The organism is Flavobacterium azooxidireducens (assembly GCF_023195775.1).
Lineage (GTDB): Bacteria > Bacteroidota > Bacteroidia > Flavobacteriales > Flavobacteriaceae > Flavobacterium > Flavobacterium azooxidireducens.
Window position 1 is genome coordinate 3,670,264 of the sequence record NZ_CP096205.1, and the last position, 15,851, is coordinate 3,686,114.

Here is a 15,851-nt window from a genome sequence, read left to right on the forward strand (position 1 = left end):
TGCTTTACGTGAAAATGACAAAGAGTTTTTATAATCTGATTTGTATAAGCAACTATCAGAAGAATTTAATAATTGCAAAACCTCCTTTTTTGTTACTATTTTTTCTTGTGAAAAAAGAGCGTAAGAAGTTAATACAAAAATAAAAAGTAGTAGGTTTTTTGGGGGCATCCTAAAAATATATTTTATCAAATATAAGCTATTTATTAAAAAAAAATCCTGATTTCTCAGGATTTTAATAAAATTTAATTTCTAACTAATTTTTTGTATTTGATACGTTTTGGAGTTAAATCTCCACCTAAACGTTTTCGCTTGTTTTCTTCATATTCAGAGAAACTTCCTTCAAAGAAATAGACTTGCGAATCGCCTTCAAATGCTAAGATGTGCGTACAAACTCTATCTAAAAACCATCTGTCGTGCGAAATAATTACAGCACAACCTGCAAAGTTTTCTAAACCTTCTTCTAAAGCTCTTAAGGTATTAATATCCAAATCATTTGTTGGCTCATCCAAAAGCAAAACGTTTCCTTCTTCTTTTAGTGTAATGGCTAAATGCAGACGGTTACGTTCACCACCTGAAAGTGTGGCTACTTTTTTGTTTTGATCGCTTCCACCGAAGTTGAATCGGCTTAAATAGGCTCTTGAATTCACTTGTCTTCCGCCCATCATAATTAATTCTTGACCATCGCAAAAGTTTTCCCAAATTGATTTTTCAGGATCAATGTTGGAATGTGATTGATCTACGTACGCAATTTTTACGGTATCTCCGGTTGTAAAATCTCCTTTATCAGGATTCTCTTCGCCCATAATCATTTTGAAAATGGTGGTTTTTCCGGCACCATTCGGACCGATAATTCCAACTATTCCGGCTTGAGGAAGGGTGAAGTTCAAATCTTCATACAACAATTTATCGCCATACGCTTTAGAAACGCCATTCGCATTAATCACATTTGTTCCCAATCGAGGACCATTTGGAATATAAAGCTCTAACTTTTCATCCAATACTTTTTGATCTTCGTTCAATAATTTATCATAGTTCTGCAAACGAGCTTTTTGTTTCGTTTGACGACCTTTTGCTCCTTGTCTAACCCAATCTAACTCGCGTTCTAACGTTTTTCTGCGTTTGGAAGCTACTTTTTCTTCCAATTCCATACGTTTCGATTTTTGGTCCAACCAAGAAGAATAGTTTCCTTTCCACGGAATACCTTCTCCTCTATCCAATTCTAAAATCCAACCGGCAACATTATCTAAGAAATAACGGTCGTGCGTTACAGCAATTACCGTTCCCGGATATTGTTGTAAATGTTGTTCCAACCAAAGAACTGACTCAGCATCCAAGTGGTTGGTAGGCTCATCCAATAATAAAACATCCGGTTGTTGAAGCAATAATCGACATAAAGCTACACGTCTTTTTTCTCCTCCCGATAACACTTTTATTGGTGTTTCGGGATCTGGAGTTCGAAGAGCATCCATGGCTACTTCTAATTTGTTGTCAATTTCCCAAGCTCCGGCTACATCAATTTTGTCTTGCAATTCCGCTTGACGATCCATGAGTTTTTGCATTTTATCGGCATCTTCATAAACTTCCGGCAAACCAAACATATCGTTGATTTTATTGAATTCGTCTAATAAAGCAAAGATTTCAGCTGCTCCTTCACGAACGATTTCAATCACTGTTTTTGTTTCGTCTAATTGTGGTTCTTGCTCCAAATAACCTACTTTGTAACCGGGTGCAAAAACCAAATCGCCTTGAAAATTTTTATCAATTCCGGCAATAATCTTTAATAAAGATGATTTTCCGGAACCATTTAAACCTAAAATACCAATTTTTGCTCCGTAGAAAAAGCTTAGGTAAATATCTTTTAAAACTTGTTTGTTCGTGCTTGAGTAAGTTTTACTTACTTTCGACATTGAAAATATTACTTTTTTATCGTCTGACATTTTTGTGTTTGTTTATAAAATTATACTCTTCCTTTTAACGCATTAAAAACCCATGCAATGGCAAAAAAGCCAAAGCCTACGGTGGCAAATCCCCAACCGGCAACATCGGCATAGCGGTAAATTCCTAATCCGATTAAAATTAACCCCATTAAAATCATTATAAAAGTTGCCCAAGCCAGGACCGTGTTTTTATTCATTCCCATAATTTAGTTTTTTGTTTTGGAAAGGCAAATATCGGTAATATTTAAAGATTTTTTAAAGACTAGTTAAAGATTTTAACTAACATTTCTTTCAATAAATCTGATTCGTGTAATTGATTCGCACCAACTCCTTTGCTTTTTAAGTCAATGTCACGTAAAGTGGCTACAATTGAACTAACTTTTTTCATGGGATAATTTTTTAATGCCACATCGTAATCCTTTACAAAATAAGGATTTATCTTTAAAACACTTGCCACATTTTTAGGATTTTTGTCTTTTAAACCGTGGTATTGCAGTACTTGCGAAAAGAACGAAAAAACCATTCCCGTAGTCAAAACCATTGGGTATTCTTTTTTGTTTTGAGCAAAATGATCAGCAATTCGGTAGGCTTGCAATTGATCTCGATCGCCTATTGCTTTGCGAAATTCAAACACATTGAAATCTTTACTAAATCCAATGTTTTCTTCAATATGGTTGGGATTGATGACGGTCCCTTTTGGTAAAATAATTTGCAATTTGTCTAATTCATTGCTAATTCTGCTCAAATCGGTTCCTAAAAATTCTACCAACATGGCAGAAGCTTTCGGTTCTATGGAATAATCTTTAGGCTTCAAAACCCTTGAAATCCATGCCGCTACTTGGTTTTCATATAATTTTTTGCTTTCAAATAACAACCCGTTTTTATCAATAATTTTGGTTAATTTTTTTCGCTTGTCTAACGTTTTATACTTGTAAGCAATTACCAAAACCGTTGATGGTTGCGGATTTTCGGCATAACTTTCTAATTTATCTATTGTTCTCGAAAGTTCTTGTGCTTCTTTTACAATCACAACCTGTCTATCGGCCATCATAGGATAACGTTTGGCATTTGAAATGATATCTTCAACCGAAACATCTCTTCCGTACAAAACCATTTGATTGAATCCCTTTTCGTCTTCCGAGAGCACATTATCTTCGATATATTCAGTTAATTTATCAATATAATAAGGTTCTTCACCCATTAAAAAATATATAGGTTTGATATTTCCGTTTTTAATATCGTTGATGATTTTTACTATTTCGTCCATTCTACTAACTGTTGGCAGTTCGCTTTAAATAATTAAATTTGCGGTATGCAAAAACTGAATTTTCCCGACTTTTCCTTTCGCTTCAAAAATAGTGAAAATAAAGTGTTGGTGTTTGATGAAATCAGGAAAAAATTTATTGTTCTCACTCCTGAAGAATGGGTTCGAATTCATGTTGTGCAATTTTTGATGATAGAAAAAAACTATCCAAAATCGTTGATTAATGTTGAAAAAGTGATTAAAATTAATGGTTTAATAAAACGCTATGATGTTGTTGTATTTCAACCAAATGGAAATATATTTTTAGTAGTGGAATGTAAACAACCCAATGTTCCTATTTCGCAAACTGTTTTTGATCAAATTGCACGCTACAATCTTACTTTAAAAGCCAATTATTTAATGGTAACCAACGGTTTGAATCACTATTTTTGTCAAATGGATTTTGAAAAGGAAAGTTATTTATTTTTAAATGATATTCCGAATTATAACTCAATCATAAAATAATCTTGAAAAAAATCGCAGTTGTTATTCTCAATTGGAACGGAGCAAAATTACTTAAAGAATTTTTGCCTTCGGTAGTCAATTATTCGCAAGAAGCCAATGTTTATGTTGTTGATAATGCTTCTACCGATGACTCTTTGTTGGTTTTAAAGGAACAATTTCCGTCTGTTAAAATCATTCAAAACACATCTAATTTTGGTTTTGCACAAGGTTATAATGAAGGTTTACAATCAATTGAAGAAGAAATTTATTGTTTGGTAAATTCAGATATTGAAGTAACCGAAAACTGGCTCAGTCCTATTTTGAATTTATTTGATGAAAATCCAAACACAGCCATTATTCAACCTAAAATTTTAGATTATAAAAATAAAGCTTACTTTGAATATGCAGGAGCTGGCGGTGGTTTTATTGATAAATTCGGTTATCCCTTTTGTCGCGGACGCATTTTTGATACAATCGAAAAAGATAATGGTCAATATGATGACACTTTACAAATTTTTTGGGCTTCCGGTGCTTGTTTTTTTATTCGAAAAGAAGTCTTCAGAGAACTAAATGGTTTTGATTCAGATTTTTTTGCCCATCAAGAAGAAATCGATTTATGTTGGCGAAGTTTCAATCGAAATTATGACACATTTTATTGTGGATTATCAACGGTTTATCATTTGGGAGGAGCAACTTTGGCTACATCAAATCCTAAGAAAACGTTTTTAAACTTCAGGAACTCGTTATTGATGCTTACTAAAAACCTTCCAAGTAATCAATTGTTCATTATTATTATCGGACGAATGGTGTTAGACGCAATAGCCGGAATTCAATTTTTAGCAAAAGGAAAGTTCAAACACTTCTTAGCCGTTCTTAAAGCTCATTTTTCATTTTATACTCTGTTAATCAAAACAATACGAAAACGAACGTCAAAAATCAAGACTAACTATTATAAAATTAATAGTATTGTTTATGCCTATTTTGTTAAAAATTGCACGATATTTGCAGATAAATTTTAACATTAGTTTATCTATCAAAATGTAATTCTATTGATAGAATGGCGTTAATTTTGTAAAATAAAAAAGAAATAATTATGAGAAGAGTAGTTTTATTACTATCAGTTGTTGCCTTAACCTTGGGCTCTTGTGGTACAAAAAAGAAAATTGCAGCCTTAGAGGCACAAAACAAAGAATGTCAAGATTTGTTGAATTCTACCACGGTTAAATTAAACATGTGTTTATCTGAAAAAGAATTATTAGCTAATCAGGTTAGTGATTTAAAGAAAAACACTTCTGACCTAATCAATAACATGGGTAATTTGACAACTTTAACCACTAAAGGTGCAGAAAACCTTGAAAAATCGTTGGAAAGTTTAAAAGAAAAAGATTTAAAAATTTCACGTTTGCAAGATGCTCTAACTAAAAAAGACAGCGTTACTTTGGCTTTAGTAACTAGTTTAAAAGGAGCTGTTGGAATTTCTGACCCGGATATTCAAATTAATGTTGAAAAAGGAGTTGTGATGATTTCTATAGCTGATAAATTACTTTTTAAATCAGGAAGTTATGAAATTAGCGACCGTGCTAAAGAAATTTTAGGTAAAGTTGCTAAAGTAGTTAACGATAAGCCTGATTTTGAATGTATGGTAGAAAGTCACACAGACAATGTTCCGTATAAAAATGGTGTTTTAGTTGACAACTGGGATTTGAGTGCAAAACGTGCTACTGCCGTTGTTCGTGTGTTAACCAATACACACAAAGTAAATCCACGTCAGTTAATTGCAGCTGGTAGAGGTGAATTTATGCCTTTGGTTGAAAATAATACCGTTGAAAACAGAGCGGCAAACAGAAGAACAAGAATAATTGTGATGCCAAAAATCGATCAGTTTTATCAAATGATTGAAACGGAAATGAAAAAACAATCAGGAAAATAATTTTCTGAATTGATATAAACAAAAACGCCTCGAATTTCGGGGCGTTTTTCATTTTAGTTGAATTATGTTTACTTTTTTCTTGGCATGTCGGAAGCGGCCATGTCTCTAATGCAGACATATTTTCCATCACGTTTTTCAAACAAAGACATATAATGACCGTGATAAATTGTAGTTGTGGTGCTGTCTTTAACTGTAAACTCACCTAATTCTACCACTTTAACTCCATCGCTTGAAGGGAAAATGTCTTTCACAGCAAAGGAAACTTTAAAGTCTTTCCCTTCTTCAAAATCCTTTACTAATGATTCACGTAAAGCTGCCTTACCAGAAATTGGTAATTTATCGGTAGGATAACTTACAATATCATCGGCATAATTAGGTCATTACAGCATCAACATTACTAGAGTTTGCTGCATTTGCATACCTGTTTTCAAGTTCTTGAATTTCACTTTTAATTGCTTCTACATCAAGAGCAACCGGAGCTTCTTCAACTGGCTCAGACGCTTTTTCCTTGCATGAAAAGGAAAGAAAAGCAATCATACCAAAAACCATAATCAGTTTAATCATTTTTTTCATAATTAATTGAATTTAGAATTTAACGTTTTGATAATTAACTGATTCTTTTTCAATATCTTATATTAAATTCACGAAATAACTGAACATCTTTTTTCATATTCAATTAAAAATTATAAGATTGATATAAAATAAGATTGAATTTGAATAATTCAAGTGTCATAATTCTTACACTATTAAAATATAAATCAAAAAATTAAAATCTTTTGTATGAGAAAAATTCGTTTCTGTTAAAACTAAAATAAATTTCCTACCTTTACATAGTCGTTTTAAAACACCCAATTGTAATGAGAATTCTAAAATATATTTTGCTGCTGATTTTGTTGATTTTATTAGCTTTTTCGGTTTATTTATCAACTAAAGAAGGTAATTTTTCTGTTACAAAAAGCAAGGTTATCAACATTGAAAAATCAACTCTTTTTCAGTATGTAAACGATTATCAAAATTGGGAATCATTCTTAAATTTGAATGAGAAGAATCTAAAAGCTAGTTATCCAAATAATACAGTTGGTGTTGGTGGGTCATTTAATTGGACCGGTTCAAACGGGAACGGATCTGTAGAAACCACTTTTTTGAAAGAAAACGACAGCATTGCTCAAAAAGTTTCTTGGAATGGTGTTACATCAGATGCTTTCATCACTTTTAAAGATACTGTTGGCGGAACCAAAGTAACTTGGAATTCCTCCGGAAAATTAGATTTTATGGGGAAAGTGGAGTCCTTTTTTTCAAGCGGATTTGAAAAGAAATTAGGTTCTGATTTTGAAAATAATTTAATTGCATTAGAAAAGGTTCTTAGTAAAGAAATTTCAACTTATTCTATCGATTTGGATGGTATTGTTGAAGTTTCTCATCAAAAATATTTAAAGCGTAAAGGAGAAAGTACTATTTCCGGTTTTTATACAGCTCTACAGGAATCAATGCCTTTGCTTTATAACTTTGTTCAGGAAAATAAAATTAAAACTAACAAACAAAAATTTGTGGTTTTTGACAAATATGATGTAGCAAACGATAAAGTTGAATTTTCAATTGCTTCAACTCTTATGGAAATCATTTATACAACGCCCGAAAGTGAGTTTACAGTGGATAGTATTATGCCTCATCAAGCGTTAAAAATTACATTAAAAGGTGATTATTCGCATAGTAAAGAAGCTTGGGATAAAGGATTCGATTACCTTAAAAAGAATAATTTAGAGCAAAATTACAACGGAACTTTTAGAGAAGTTTATGTAAAAAATAATACGGAAGTTAAGCAACCTTCGCAATGGCTAACGGAAATATATATTCCTGTTAAACAACAAATTAGCAAACCAATCAGACCAGTTCCTGTAACGCCTACTCCTATTGAATAAATCAGGTTAATTATTTTCTATACAAAAGCTATTAAACCTTTTTGTAAATTCACAGTCTAATCGATAAACACTGTTTTGCAAGACGAAAAAGCTTTTATAGAATCGTTATTAAATCCAAAAACGCAACGAAATGCCTTTCAGGAGTTGGTATCTCACTATCAGCGACCACTCTATGCACATATCCGTAACATTGTTTTAAATCATGATGACGCAGACGATGTTTTGCAGAATACATTTGTAAAAGTTTTTAGAAATCTAAACGGATTTAAAGGGGAAAGCAAACTTTTTTCATGGATATATCGAATTGCCACGAATGAAGCCTTGACTTTTTTACAACAAAAATCAAAACGGTTTCAAACTACCAACGAAGATTATCTTATGCAACAAACCGAAAAAATGCAAGCGGATGAGTATTTTGACGGTGATGAAATTCAGTTAAAATTACAAAAAGCCATTGCGATGCTTCCCGAAAAACAACAACTCATCTTTAAAATGAAATATTTTGAAGAATTGAAATATGAAGAAATATCGGAGATTTTAGGAACCACAGTTGGAGGTTTGAAAGCTTCCTATCACATTGCCGTTAAAAAAATTGAAGAATATTTATCACAGGATTAAACCATTTATAATTTTTACAGTCAAATAAGCATGAATCCAATTGATTTACATAAACATCCGAAAATTAAACCCGGCTTTAAAGTTCCAGAAAATTACTTTGATGAACTTGAATCTAAAATTTTGAGTCAGATTGATAACGAAGAACCAAAAGTCATTCAACTTAAATCCTATCGAAAATACTGGTTTTCTGCGGTTGCTGCTGTTGTTATTTTAGCAATTAGCATTCCTACCTATCAAAACTGGAAAATTGAAAATGATTCACTTGATCATGATTCTATTGAAAGTTATTTAAGTTATCATCAACGTGTTACTACAGAAGATATTATTAGTCTTTTAGACGATTCAGACATAACTTCATTACAAAAAAATCAATCATTAGAATCTGAATCGATCGAAAATTATTTATTAGAAAATAAAGTATTAGAACATTATCTTATCGATTAAAAATAAAATTATCATGAAAAAAAGTTCCATTTATATCCTGCTCTTTTGTTTGATTTTTGTTTCAACTGCTTTTGCACAAGGCGGAAAAAGAGATAAAATTAAAACGTTAAAAACAGCTTTTATCACCACCGAATTATCTTTAACTCAGCAAGAAGCCGAAAAATTCTGGCCAATTTATAATGCTTTTGAAGAAAAGCAATTTGAACTACGTCATAATAAAATGAAATCGTATATGAAACGTATGGATTCTGACTTAGATTCGATGTCTGAAAAAGATGCTTCTACTTTATTAACTCAAATGGAAAGTGTGGAAGAAGAAACCCATCAATTGAGAAAAAAATTAGTTGCCGATTTAAAAAGTGTAATCAGTTCACATAAAATCATCAAACTCAAAAAAGCAGAAGAAGATTTTAATCGAAGTTTATTAAAACAATACCGCGAAAATCGTTCGTCCAAACGAAATTAATTTGATGTAAATTTTATTTTGATAATCTTATTCTTTCCAGCGGCAATGGCATTTCGTTCATTAATGAATCGAATGGTATGCAAGTCTTTTTCATCGCTAATTTTTTTCCAGAAATTACCGCTGTCGTCTGAAAAATAAATCCCTTGCGGACCAACACTAACCGTTAAAAGACCACCCGATTCAGGTACGAATTGAATACAAGAAGTATAACCAAACCCTTCTCCGTCGGAAATTAAAGCCCAAGTTTGTCCGCTATTGATCGTTAAGGCTTTGTTTTTTGAATTTTCATCTTGATTTTCATAATCTCCACCGGCAATTATTCCTATTGTATCATTGTAAAAATCGGCTGAAAAAATTCCTGCCATAGGTTTTCCCTGATTCATTGGAGTATCGTGCACCGACCATGTTTTTCCTTTGTCTTTTGAAAAGAAAACGCGTGCTTTGGTTCCTCCGGTTACAATCCAGGTATAATCGCCTTTTACAACCAGACTACTATTGCTGGCAGCAAAACCGGCTTCGCCTGATTCTATTTTTGGTAAATCTGAACACGAAACTTTTGTCCACGTTTTACCACTATCTCTTGTGATTAGAATAGAAAGACATTCGTTTTGTGGATCACCCATGGCAATTCCTTCATAATCATTCCAAAATTGAATTCCGTTGTAAAACGCATTCGGATTTTTGTCTTCAAAAACTTTAGTTACCAAATTATCCTTTTTAGACACCTCATAAATCACAGCTGGTTTTTCGGTACTAATCATAAATATGGAAGAACTGTTTTTAGCAATTCCTCTAAAATGAGGATTAACTGAATCCAAAGTAATCTGACCAATATAATTCTTTGATTTATCAAATCTGCAATAACCATAAGTGCCTTTATCGGTGGCGTACCAAACTTTATCTTTTTCTAAAGTAATGGCTCTCACACTCATAGTATCAGCTAAAAGTGTATCAATTTCTACTCCTGTAAAAGGTGCTCTTAAATTTGGCTTTGACTTTTTCTCAACATTATTGCAAGAAACCAAAACGAATAACATAATAATTTCACAAATTTTACGCATTTTGTTAAGAATTTTTACAAATATAAAAACAAAAATGAATTTTACAAGCACTATTTTACAATATATTCTTATAAAAAAAGTGCTCAAAAAAGTATTGGCACAGAAATTGTATAACTGTAAAAAGTAAAGTTCACTTTACTATAAACTTTAAATACTCAACGTTATGAAAACTACATTATTAACCCTTTGTATTTTGTTTGTCGGGATGACAAGTATAAATGCCCAAGATAGAACCACTGTGCGAGCAAATTCTATTGACATTAGCGATAATTTAGATTTGAGAGCTGTTGCCCACATTTTTGGTGAAGCTTCCAATTTAGAAGATTTTGAAAGAAGATTGAATGATCCTTCAAATCCAATTTCTAATTTAGATTTAAACAATGATAATCAAGTAGATTATTTGCGTGTAATTGAAGTAGTGGAAAACGGAACACATTTAATCATTGTTCAATCTGTTTTAGGGAGAGATATGTTTCAAGACGTTGCAACTGTTGAAGTTGAAAGAGATCGTAACAACAATGTGCAAGTTCAAGTTGTTGGAGATGTTTATATGTATGGATCAAATTATATTTATGAGCCAGTTTATATCCACAGACCAATCATTTTTAATACGTTTTGGGTACATTCCTATCGTCCGTATTACTCTTCTTGGTATTGGGGTTATTATCCAACTTATTATTATGCTTGGAATCCTTGGCCAATCTTTCGATACAGAAATCATGTGAATGTTTTTGTAAATGTAAACAACACTTGTCATTATGTTAATCATAGAAGAAGTACAAGAGCCATTGCATTGCACCAAACAAGGAGATCTAATTATTATGAAACGCAACACCCTACCCGATCGTTTTCAACCCGAAACAATGGTGTGAATAATAGATATGAATTAACTCAAACTAGAGCTACCAGAAGTCAAGGAAACAATTCAAATTCTTCTGTGGGAAGCATAAGAAATAACCAACTTTCTGAAACTTCATACACTGGAACAAGAAATAATGGTGTTCGTTCAAATGCTACGCAAAACACACCAAGAACTAGAGTAAATGGTTCAACACGTTCTGAAGAAATGGCAATCAATAATACGCCAAGAAATAATCCAAGAAGTTCTGAATTTGTAAATAGTAATTCTGCATCTTTAGAAAATCCTACTCCACGAGTGAGAAATAATTCTTCCTCTCATAGTTCGATAAACAGTACGCCAAGAAGCTCGTCAACGTCAAGTAGTGTTCCAAAAGTGCAATCTACTCCACGTTCATCTTCTAGCCAAATGAGTACGCCTAGAAGTACATCTGTGCCAAAAGCACAATCTACTCCACGTTCTTCTTCGAGTCAAATGAGTACTCCAAGAAGCAACCCGGCTCCTAAAGTGCAATCGGCTCCACGTTCTTCTTCTAGCCAAATGAGTGCTCCAACAAGAAGTTCTTCGAGATCTGAAAGCTCAGGAACAAGAGGTTCTTCTAATTCAGGTAGACGAGGATAATCATTATTATATAAATATAAAAGCAGCAAAATCATAATTGAGATTGCTGCTTTTTTAGTTATACTAATTTCTATTCTTCTTCTACACTATTCGATTTCGAATAATTTCTCCATTTCTCTATACAATCTACCATGTCTTGCGGAATATCAGAATTAAAACGCATAAACTCTTTGGTAGTAGGATGTTCAAAACCTAGTGTTTTTGCATGCAGAGCTTGTCTTGGTAAAATCTTAAAACAATTTTCTACAAATTGTTTGTATTTTGTAAAGGTTGTTCCTTTCAGAATTTGATGCCCGCCATATCGTTCATCGTTGAATAACGGATGACCAATATGTTTCATGTGAGCTCTAATTTGATGTGTTCTTCCTGTTTCCAATCTACAAGAAATTAACGTGACATACCCAAATCGTTCAATCACTTTATAATGTGTAACGGCTGGTTTTCCAAAAGCTTCATCGTCATAAACAGCCATTTGCATTCGGTCTTTTTGATGTCTTCCAATAAAACCGCCAATTGTTCCTTCGTCTTCAGTAGGATTTCCCCAAACCAAAGCAATGTATTCTCGTTCAGATGTTTTATCTGCAAATTGTTTAGCTAAATAAGACATTGCAAATTCCGTTTTGGCAATAACCAACAATCCTGAGGTATTTTTATCAATTCGATGCACCAATCCGGGACGTTCGGAACTGTTCATTGGTAGATTTTCAAAATGAAAAGCCAACGCATTAACTAAAGTTCCACTGTAATTTCCGTGACCGGGATGAACCACCATGCCGGCTTCTTTGTTTACAATCAACAATTGCTCATCTTCATAAACAATATTGATGGGAATATCTTCGGGTTCCAACAAATATTCATAAGGCGGATGAGCCATCAAATAACGGATGACATCAAACGGTTTTACTTTGTAGTTTGATTTTACAGGAACATCATTAACTATTATGTTTCCTGCAGTTGCGGCTTGTTGAATTTTGTTGCGGGTTGTATTTTCTACAACTTGCATTAAATATTTATCTATCCGAACCATCGATTGCCCTTTGGGGACTTCAAAACGGTGGTGTTCAAATAATTCGTCGTCAGATTCTAATTCTACTGTTGGTAAGTTATTCATCCGTATTTTCTAAGTCTTCTTGTTGCATAAGACTATCTATTTCTGTTTCGTCAAAAGCTATTTTGCCATCTCCTAAAACCAAATCAATTTTTGAAGTTTTCATGATTTTTGCACCTGGTTTCACTGGAGCTCCATTGTGTTTCATTTCCAAAACCATGTCTTTTCCTAGATAAGGTTTATAAGTAATGGTTCCTATTTCCAGACCAATCGATTTTAATGTTGGTTCTGCTTGACGGTATGTTTTTTCAATTAAATCGGGTAAAGTTACATAAGCATAACCATCCGAATTTATTTTAATATACACTTTTCGATTGGCTTTTACTTTAGAACCCGGTTTTGGATCTTGCACGACCACACCATATTTTGGAAATTCTTTATTAAAATCCAATGTGTCCAAAAGCACATAATCTAAATCTAAACTTTCAAGTTTTTCTTCTGCTTGTTCAACAGTTAGCTTGCTCAAATTAGGAACTGTGATTTCTTCGCCGTGATTTGTAAAATACGATAACATATTAAAAAAAACAAAAGACAACACTGCCACAATACCAAGTGCAACCAAAACTTGTCTAAAAAAGACTTTACTCGTAAGATATTTTCTAAAACTCATCCTATTTTATTTATTGCAAATATATAAAATTATAAACCGTTTTTTGTTTCGATAAATAAATGATAATTTTGTTTAACTTAAACCTAAACTTACAAACGCAATTCAATGAAAAATGTTGCCATTATTATGGGTGGATATTCCAGTGAATATCAAATTTCGCTTACTAGCGGTGGTGTTGTTTATCAGTATTTAGATAAAATAAAATACAATCCGTTTAAAATTCATATTTTTAAAGAGAAATGGGTTTATGTGAATGAATCAAATGAAGAATTTCCAATTAATAAAGATGATTTTTCAATTGATCTAAATGGTAAAAAAATAACCTTTGATGTTGTTTTTAATGCCATTCACGGTACTCCCGGCGAAGATGGTTTAATGCAAGCTTATTTTGAATTACTTGGAATTCCGCAAACAAGTTGCGATTATTATCAAGCCGCTTTAACATTTAATAAAAGAGATTTACTTTCAGTCTTAAAACCATATGGAATTAAAACAGCCACTTCATTTTACCTTAATTTAGGTGATGAAATTGATAGTGATAAAATTATTGAAACAGTTGGTTTACCTTGTTTTGTAAAACCCAATAAATCCGGTTCAAGTTTCGGAATTTCGAAAGTAAAAACTAAGAATGAATTGCTTCCGGCCATTGAAAATGCCTATAAAGAAGACAACGAAATTATCATTGAAAGTTTTTTGAATGGTGTAGAAGTCTCAGTTGGAGTAATTAATTTTAAAGGAAAAATCACTGTTTTACCAATTACCGAAATCGTTTCCGAAAATGATTTTTTTGATTATGAAGCCAAATATTTAGGAAAATCACAAGAAATCACACCTGCCAGAATAAGTGAGGAATTAAAATTAAAAGTAGAAACTGTATCCAAAAGAGCGTATGAAGTCTTGAAAATGAAAGGATTTTCACGAAGTGAATTCATCATCGTAAACAACGAACCGTATATGCTGGAAATGAATACCATTCCCGGTATGACCACCGAAAGTATTTTGCCTCAACAAGCTAAGGCGGCAGGAATTTCGTTAACAGAATTATTTGATAACGCAATTGAATTGGCTTTAGCTAACTAAAAATAAACTATGAAAAAAGCAATCTTCCCAGGCTCTTTTGACCCAATTACAAACGGCCATTTCGATATTATCAAACGTGGAATTTCACTTTTTGATGAAGTGATTGTGGCTATTGGTGTCAATGCAGAAAAAAAATACATGTTTTCACTCGAACAACGAAAAAAATTCATTGAAGATGCTTTTAAAGATTCTCCAAAAGTACGAGTGATTACTTATGAAGGATTGACCATCGATTTATGCAAAAAAGAAAAAGCGGAATTTATTTTGCGAGGTTTACGAAACCCAGCCGATTTTGAGTTTGAAAAAGCAATCGCTCATACCAACAGAAAATTATCTAAAATTGAAACTGTCTTTTTATTAACTGCAGCAAATACTTCGTATATCAGTTCAAGTATTGTTCGCGATGTAATTAGAAATGGCGGAGATTATAGCGTTTTAGTCCCGGATTCAGTGAAAATAGAATAAAAAAAAATCCGATTAAAATCGGATTTTTAATTATTTACTAAATAGTAATTTATTCTTTAACAATTCTTTTGTTTAAAACTCCTTCAGTCGTTTCTAAATTTAAAATATAGATGCCTGCAGCATATTCTGAAACTGAAAATGAATTATTTACATCTAGCGAGATTGCCATTTGTTTTCCACTGATATCAGTTAAAGTAGATTTTACTACTGAAATTGAGTTTGGTAAGCTCACAGTAACTTTTTCTTTTGATGGATTAGGATAAACCGAAACTTGCTGTAACAAACTATCATTTAAACCTAAAACTTCTCCGGTTACACTTAATACTAAATGAGCATCTGGAAAACCTACAGTAGTCATTGATGTTGGAGATGTTATACCACAACCAGGTGCTGCTAAATAAGTAACCGCTGTTTGCCCTAGATCATTAGCTGATAAGAAAATACGGTTTCCACTTCCAGTTTCCTGAGCTAAATAACCAACTTCAACCAACAAATTTGAACCTGCAGGAATCGTTGCACTAATTGGAATAGATACTAAAGTTCCTACATCAGTTGTTTGAATATTTGTTGTAATTTGAGTTAACTCAGTGTAACCAGTAGGATATCCTATTGGAAAATTTGTGTTTGCAGTAGAAGAAATTTTAACAGTTACCGGAAAACCTCCTGGCAAAGTAGGAATTGTTAACGATTGAACTCCAAATTGCACACTAGTGATACTGTAGTCTCCAGTAATAGAAAAACTATTCAATTGAAAAAATCTAAAGTAACTGTTTTCACCAGAAGTAATCGTTCCAATGTTACAAGCAACATTTGTGTCACCTAAATCCATTGAGTTTGAATGAGAGATCGTTTGAGCAACACCAAATGATCCTACGAGCAATAAAAGTAATAAAGTAATTTTTTTCATAAATGATTATTTTTAAATTTGTTGAACACAAATCTAATATTTTTTACAATACAAAATTACTTTGATATAAAAATTCTTA

19 protein-coding genes are annotated in these 15,851 nt (G+C 32.5%); 10 read left to right on the forward strand and 9 right to left on the reverse strand.

Translation table 11 applies throughout. The annotated features are described in order from the left end of the window. Positions 1–242 precede the first annotated feature (242 nt). Genes ettA through holA form a run of 3 tightly spaced genes read right to left on the reverse strand, consistent with a single transcriptional unit; the run spans position 243 to position 3,204 of the window. On the reverse strand, positions 243–1,937 hold the full coding sequence (gene ettA / locus M0M57_RS15930) for an energy-dependent translational throttle protein EttA (protein WP_248434092.1): 1,695 nt from the start codon (positions 1,935–1,937) through the stop codon (positions 243–245). A 20-nt stretch (positions 1,938–1,957) separates the two neighbouring features. Next, entirely contained in the window at positions 1,958–2,140 is a 183-nt protein-coding gene (locus M0M57_RS15935) for a CAL67264 family membrane protein (RefSeq protein WP_112085772.1), read from the reverse strand. A 59-nt stretch (positions 2,141–2,199) separates the two neighbouring features. Further along, entirely contained in the window at positions 2,200–3,204 is a 1,005-nt protein-coding gene (holA, locus tag M0M57_RS15940) for a DNA polymerase III subunit delta (RefSeq protein ID WP_248434093.1), read from the reverse strand. A 45-nt stretch (positions 3,205–3,249) separates the two neighbouring features. Between holA and M0M57_RS15945 the strand changes: the two genes are divergently transcribed. The 3 genes from M0M57_RS15945 to M0M57_RS15955 all read left to right on the forward strand — a co-directional run bounded on the left by M0M57_RS15945 (position 3,250) and on the right by M0M57_RS15955 (position 5,614). Beyond that, positions 3,250–3,705, forward strand: a complete 456-nt coding sequence (locus M0M57_RS15945) for a type I restriction enzyme HsdR N-terminal domain-containing protein (protein WP_248434094.1) — start codon at positions 3,250–3,252, stop codon at positions 3,703–3,705. Between the two features lie 2 nt (positions 3,706–3,707). Next, a complete protein-coding gene (locus M0M57_RS15950; RefSeq protein ID WP_248434095.1) occupies positions 3,708–4,703 on the forward strand; it encodes a glycosyltransferase family 2 protein in 996 nt (331 codons plus the stop codon). Positions 4,704–4,777: 74 nt separating this feature from the next. Continuing rightward, positions 4,778–5,614, forward strand: a complete 837-nt coding sequence (locus tag M0M57_RS15955) for an OmpA/MotB family protein (RefSeq protein WP_248434096.1) — start codon at positions 4,778–4,780, stop codon at positions 5,612–5,614. 68 nt (positions 5,615–5,682) lie between these two features. Here the strand turns inward: M0M57_RS15955 and M0M57_RS15960 are convergent, their stop codons facing one another. Further along, positions 5,683–5,865 carry a hypothetical protein gene (locus tag M0M57_RS15960; protein WP_248434097.1) on the reverse strand — a complete coding sequence of 61 codons (183 nt, stop codon included), beginning with the start codon at positions 5,863–5,865 and terminating at the stop codon, positions 5,683–5,685. A gap of 121 nt (positions 5,866–5,986) precedes the next feature. Then, positions 5,987–6,187, reverse strand: a complete 201-nt coding sequence (locus M0M57_RS15965; RefSeq protein WP_248434098.1) for a hypothetical protein — start codon at positions 6,185–6,187, stop codon at positions 5,987–5,989. Between the two features lie 284 nt (positions 6,188–6,471). Between M0M57_RS15965 and M0M57_RS15970 the strand changes: the two genes are divergently transcribed. From M0M57_RS15970 to M0M57_RS15985, 4 genes are all read left to right on the forward strand, one after another. Continuing rightward, a complete protein-coding gene (locus M0M57_RS15970) occupies positions 6,472–7,533 on the forward strand; it encodes a GyrI-like domain-containing protein (RefSeq protein WP_248434099.1) in 1,062 nt (353 codons plus the stop codon). A gap of 75 nt (positions 7,534–7,608) precedes the next feature. Beyond that, positions 7,609–8,151 carry an RNA polymerase sigma factor gene (locus tag M0M57_RS15975; RefSeq protein WP_248434100.1) on the forward strand — a complete coding sequence of 181 codons (543 nt, stop codon included), beginning with the start codon at positions 7,609–7,611 and terminating at the stop codon, positions 8,149–8,151. Between the two features lie 30 nt (positions 8,152–8,181). Further along, entirely contained in the window at positions 8,182–8,595 is a 414-nt protein-coding gene (locus tag M0M57_RS15980; protein WP_248434101.1) for a hypothetical protein, read from the forward strand. 13 nt (positions 8,596–8,608) lie between these two features. Beyond that, positions 8,609–9,061, forward strand: a complete 453-nt coding sequence (locus tag M0M57_RS15985) for a sensor of ECF-type sigma factor (RefSeq protein WP_248434102.1) — start codon at positions 8,609–8,611, stop codon at positions 9,059–9,061. Here M0M57_RS15985 and M0M57_RS15990 read toward each other — a convergent pair. Beyond that, a complete protein-coding gene (locus M0M57_RS15990) occupies positions 9,058–10,122 on the reverse strand; it encodes a beta propeller repeat protein (RefSeq protein ID WP_248434103.1) in 1,065 nt (354 codons plus the stop codon). The two genes, M0M57_RS15985 and M0M57_RS15990, sit on opposite strands and share 4 nt — an antisense overlap. Before the next feature lie 163 nt (positions 10,123–10,285). Between M0M57_RS15990 and M0M57_RS15995 the strand changes: the two genes are divergently transcribed. After that, on the forward strand, positions 10,286–11,602 hold the full coding sequence (locus M0M57_RS15995) for a hypothetical protein (RefSeq protein WP_248434104.1): 1,317 nt from the start codon (positions 10,286–10,288) through the stop codon (positions 11,600–11,602). 70 nt (positions 11,603–11,672) lie between these two features. Here the strand turns inward: M0M57_RS15995 and M0M57_RS16000 are convergent, their stop codons facing one another. After that, positions 11,673–12,713: an RluA family pseudouridine synthase gene (locus M0M57_RS16000; protein WP_248434105.1), complete on the reverse strand. Its 1,041-nt coding sequence runs from the start codon at positions 12,711–12,713 to the stop codon at positions 11,673–11,675. Then, positions 12,706–13,320 carry a PASTA domain-containing protein gene (locus M0M57_RS16005; RefSeq protein ID WP_248434106.1) on the reverse strand — a complete coding sequence of 205 codons (615 nt, stop codon included), beginning with the start codon at positions 13,318–13,320 and terminating at the stop codon, positions 12,706–12,708. Before M0M57_RS16005 ends, M0M57_RS16000 begins: the two co-directional genes overlap by 8 nt. 105 nt (positions 13,321–13,425) lie before the next feature. Here M0M57_RS16005 and M0M57_RS16010 point away from each other — a divergent pair, with 105 nt between their 5' ends. Both M0M57_RS16010 and coaD read left to right on the forward strand, forming a co-directional pair. After that, positions 13,426–14,400 (forward strand): D-alanine--D-alanine ligase, encoded by a 975-nt coding sequence (locus M0M57_RS16010; protein ID WP_248434107.1) that lies wholly within the window; start codon positions 13,426–13,428, stop codon positions 14,398–14,400. Positions 14,401–14,409: 9 nt separating this feature from the next. Then, entirely contained in the window at positions 14,410–14,865 is a 456-nt protein-coding gene (gene coaD, locus M0M57_RS16015; RefSeq protein ID WP_248434108.1) for a pantetheine-phosphate adenylyltransferase, read from the forward strand. 49 nt (positions 14,866–14,914) lie between these two features. Here the strand turns inward: coaD and M0M57_RS16020 are convergent, their stop codons facing one another. Then, complete coding sequence (locus M0M57_RS16020) at positions 14,915–15,772, reverse strand: T9SS type A sorting domain-containing protein (protein WP_248434109.1); 858 nt, start codon at positions 15,770–15,772, stop codon at positions 14,915–14,917. Positions 15,773–15,851: the final 79 nt, after the last annotated feature.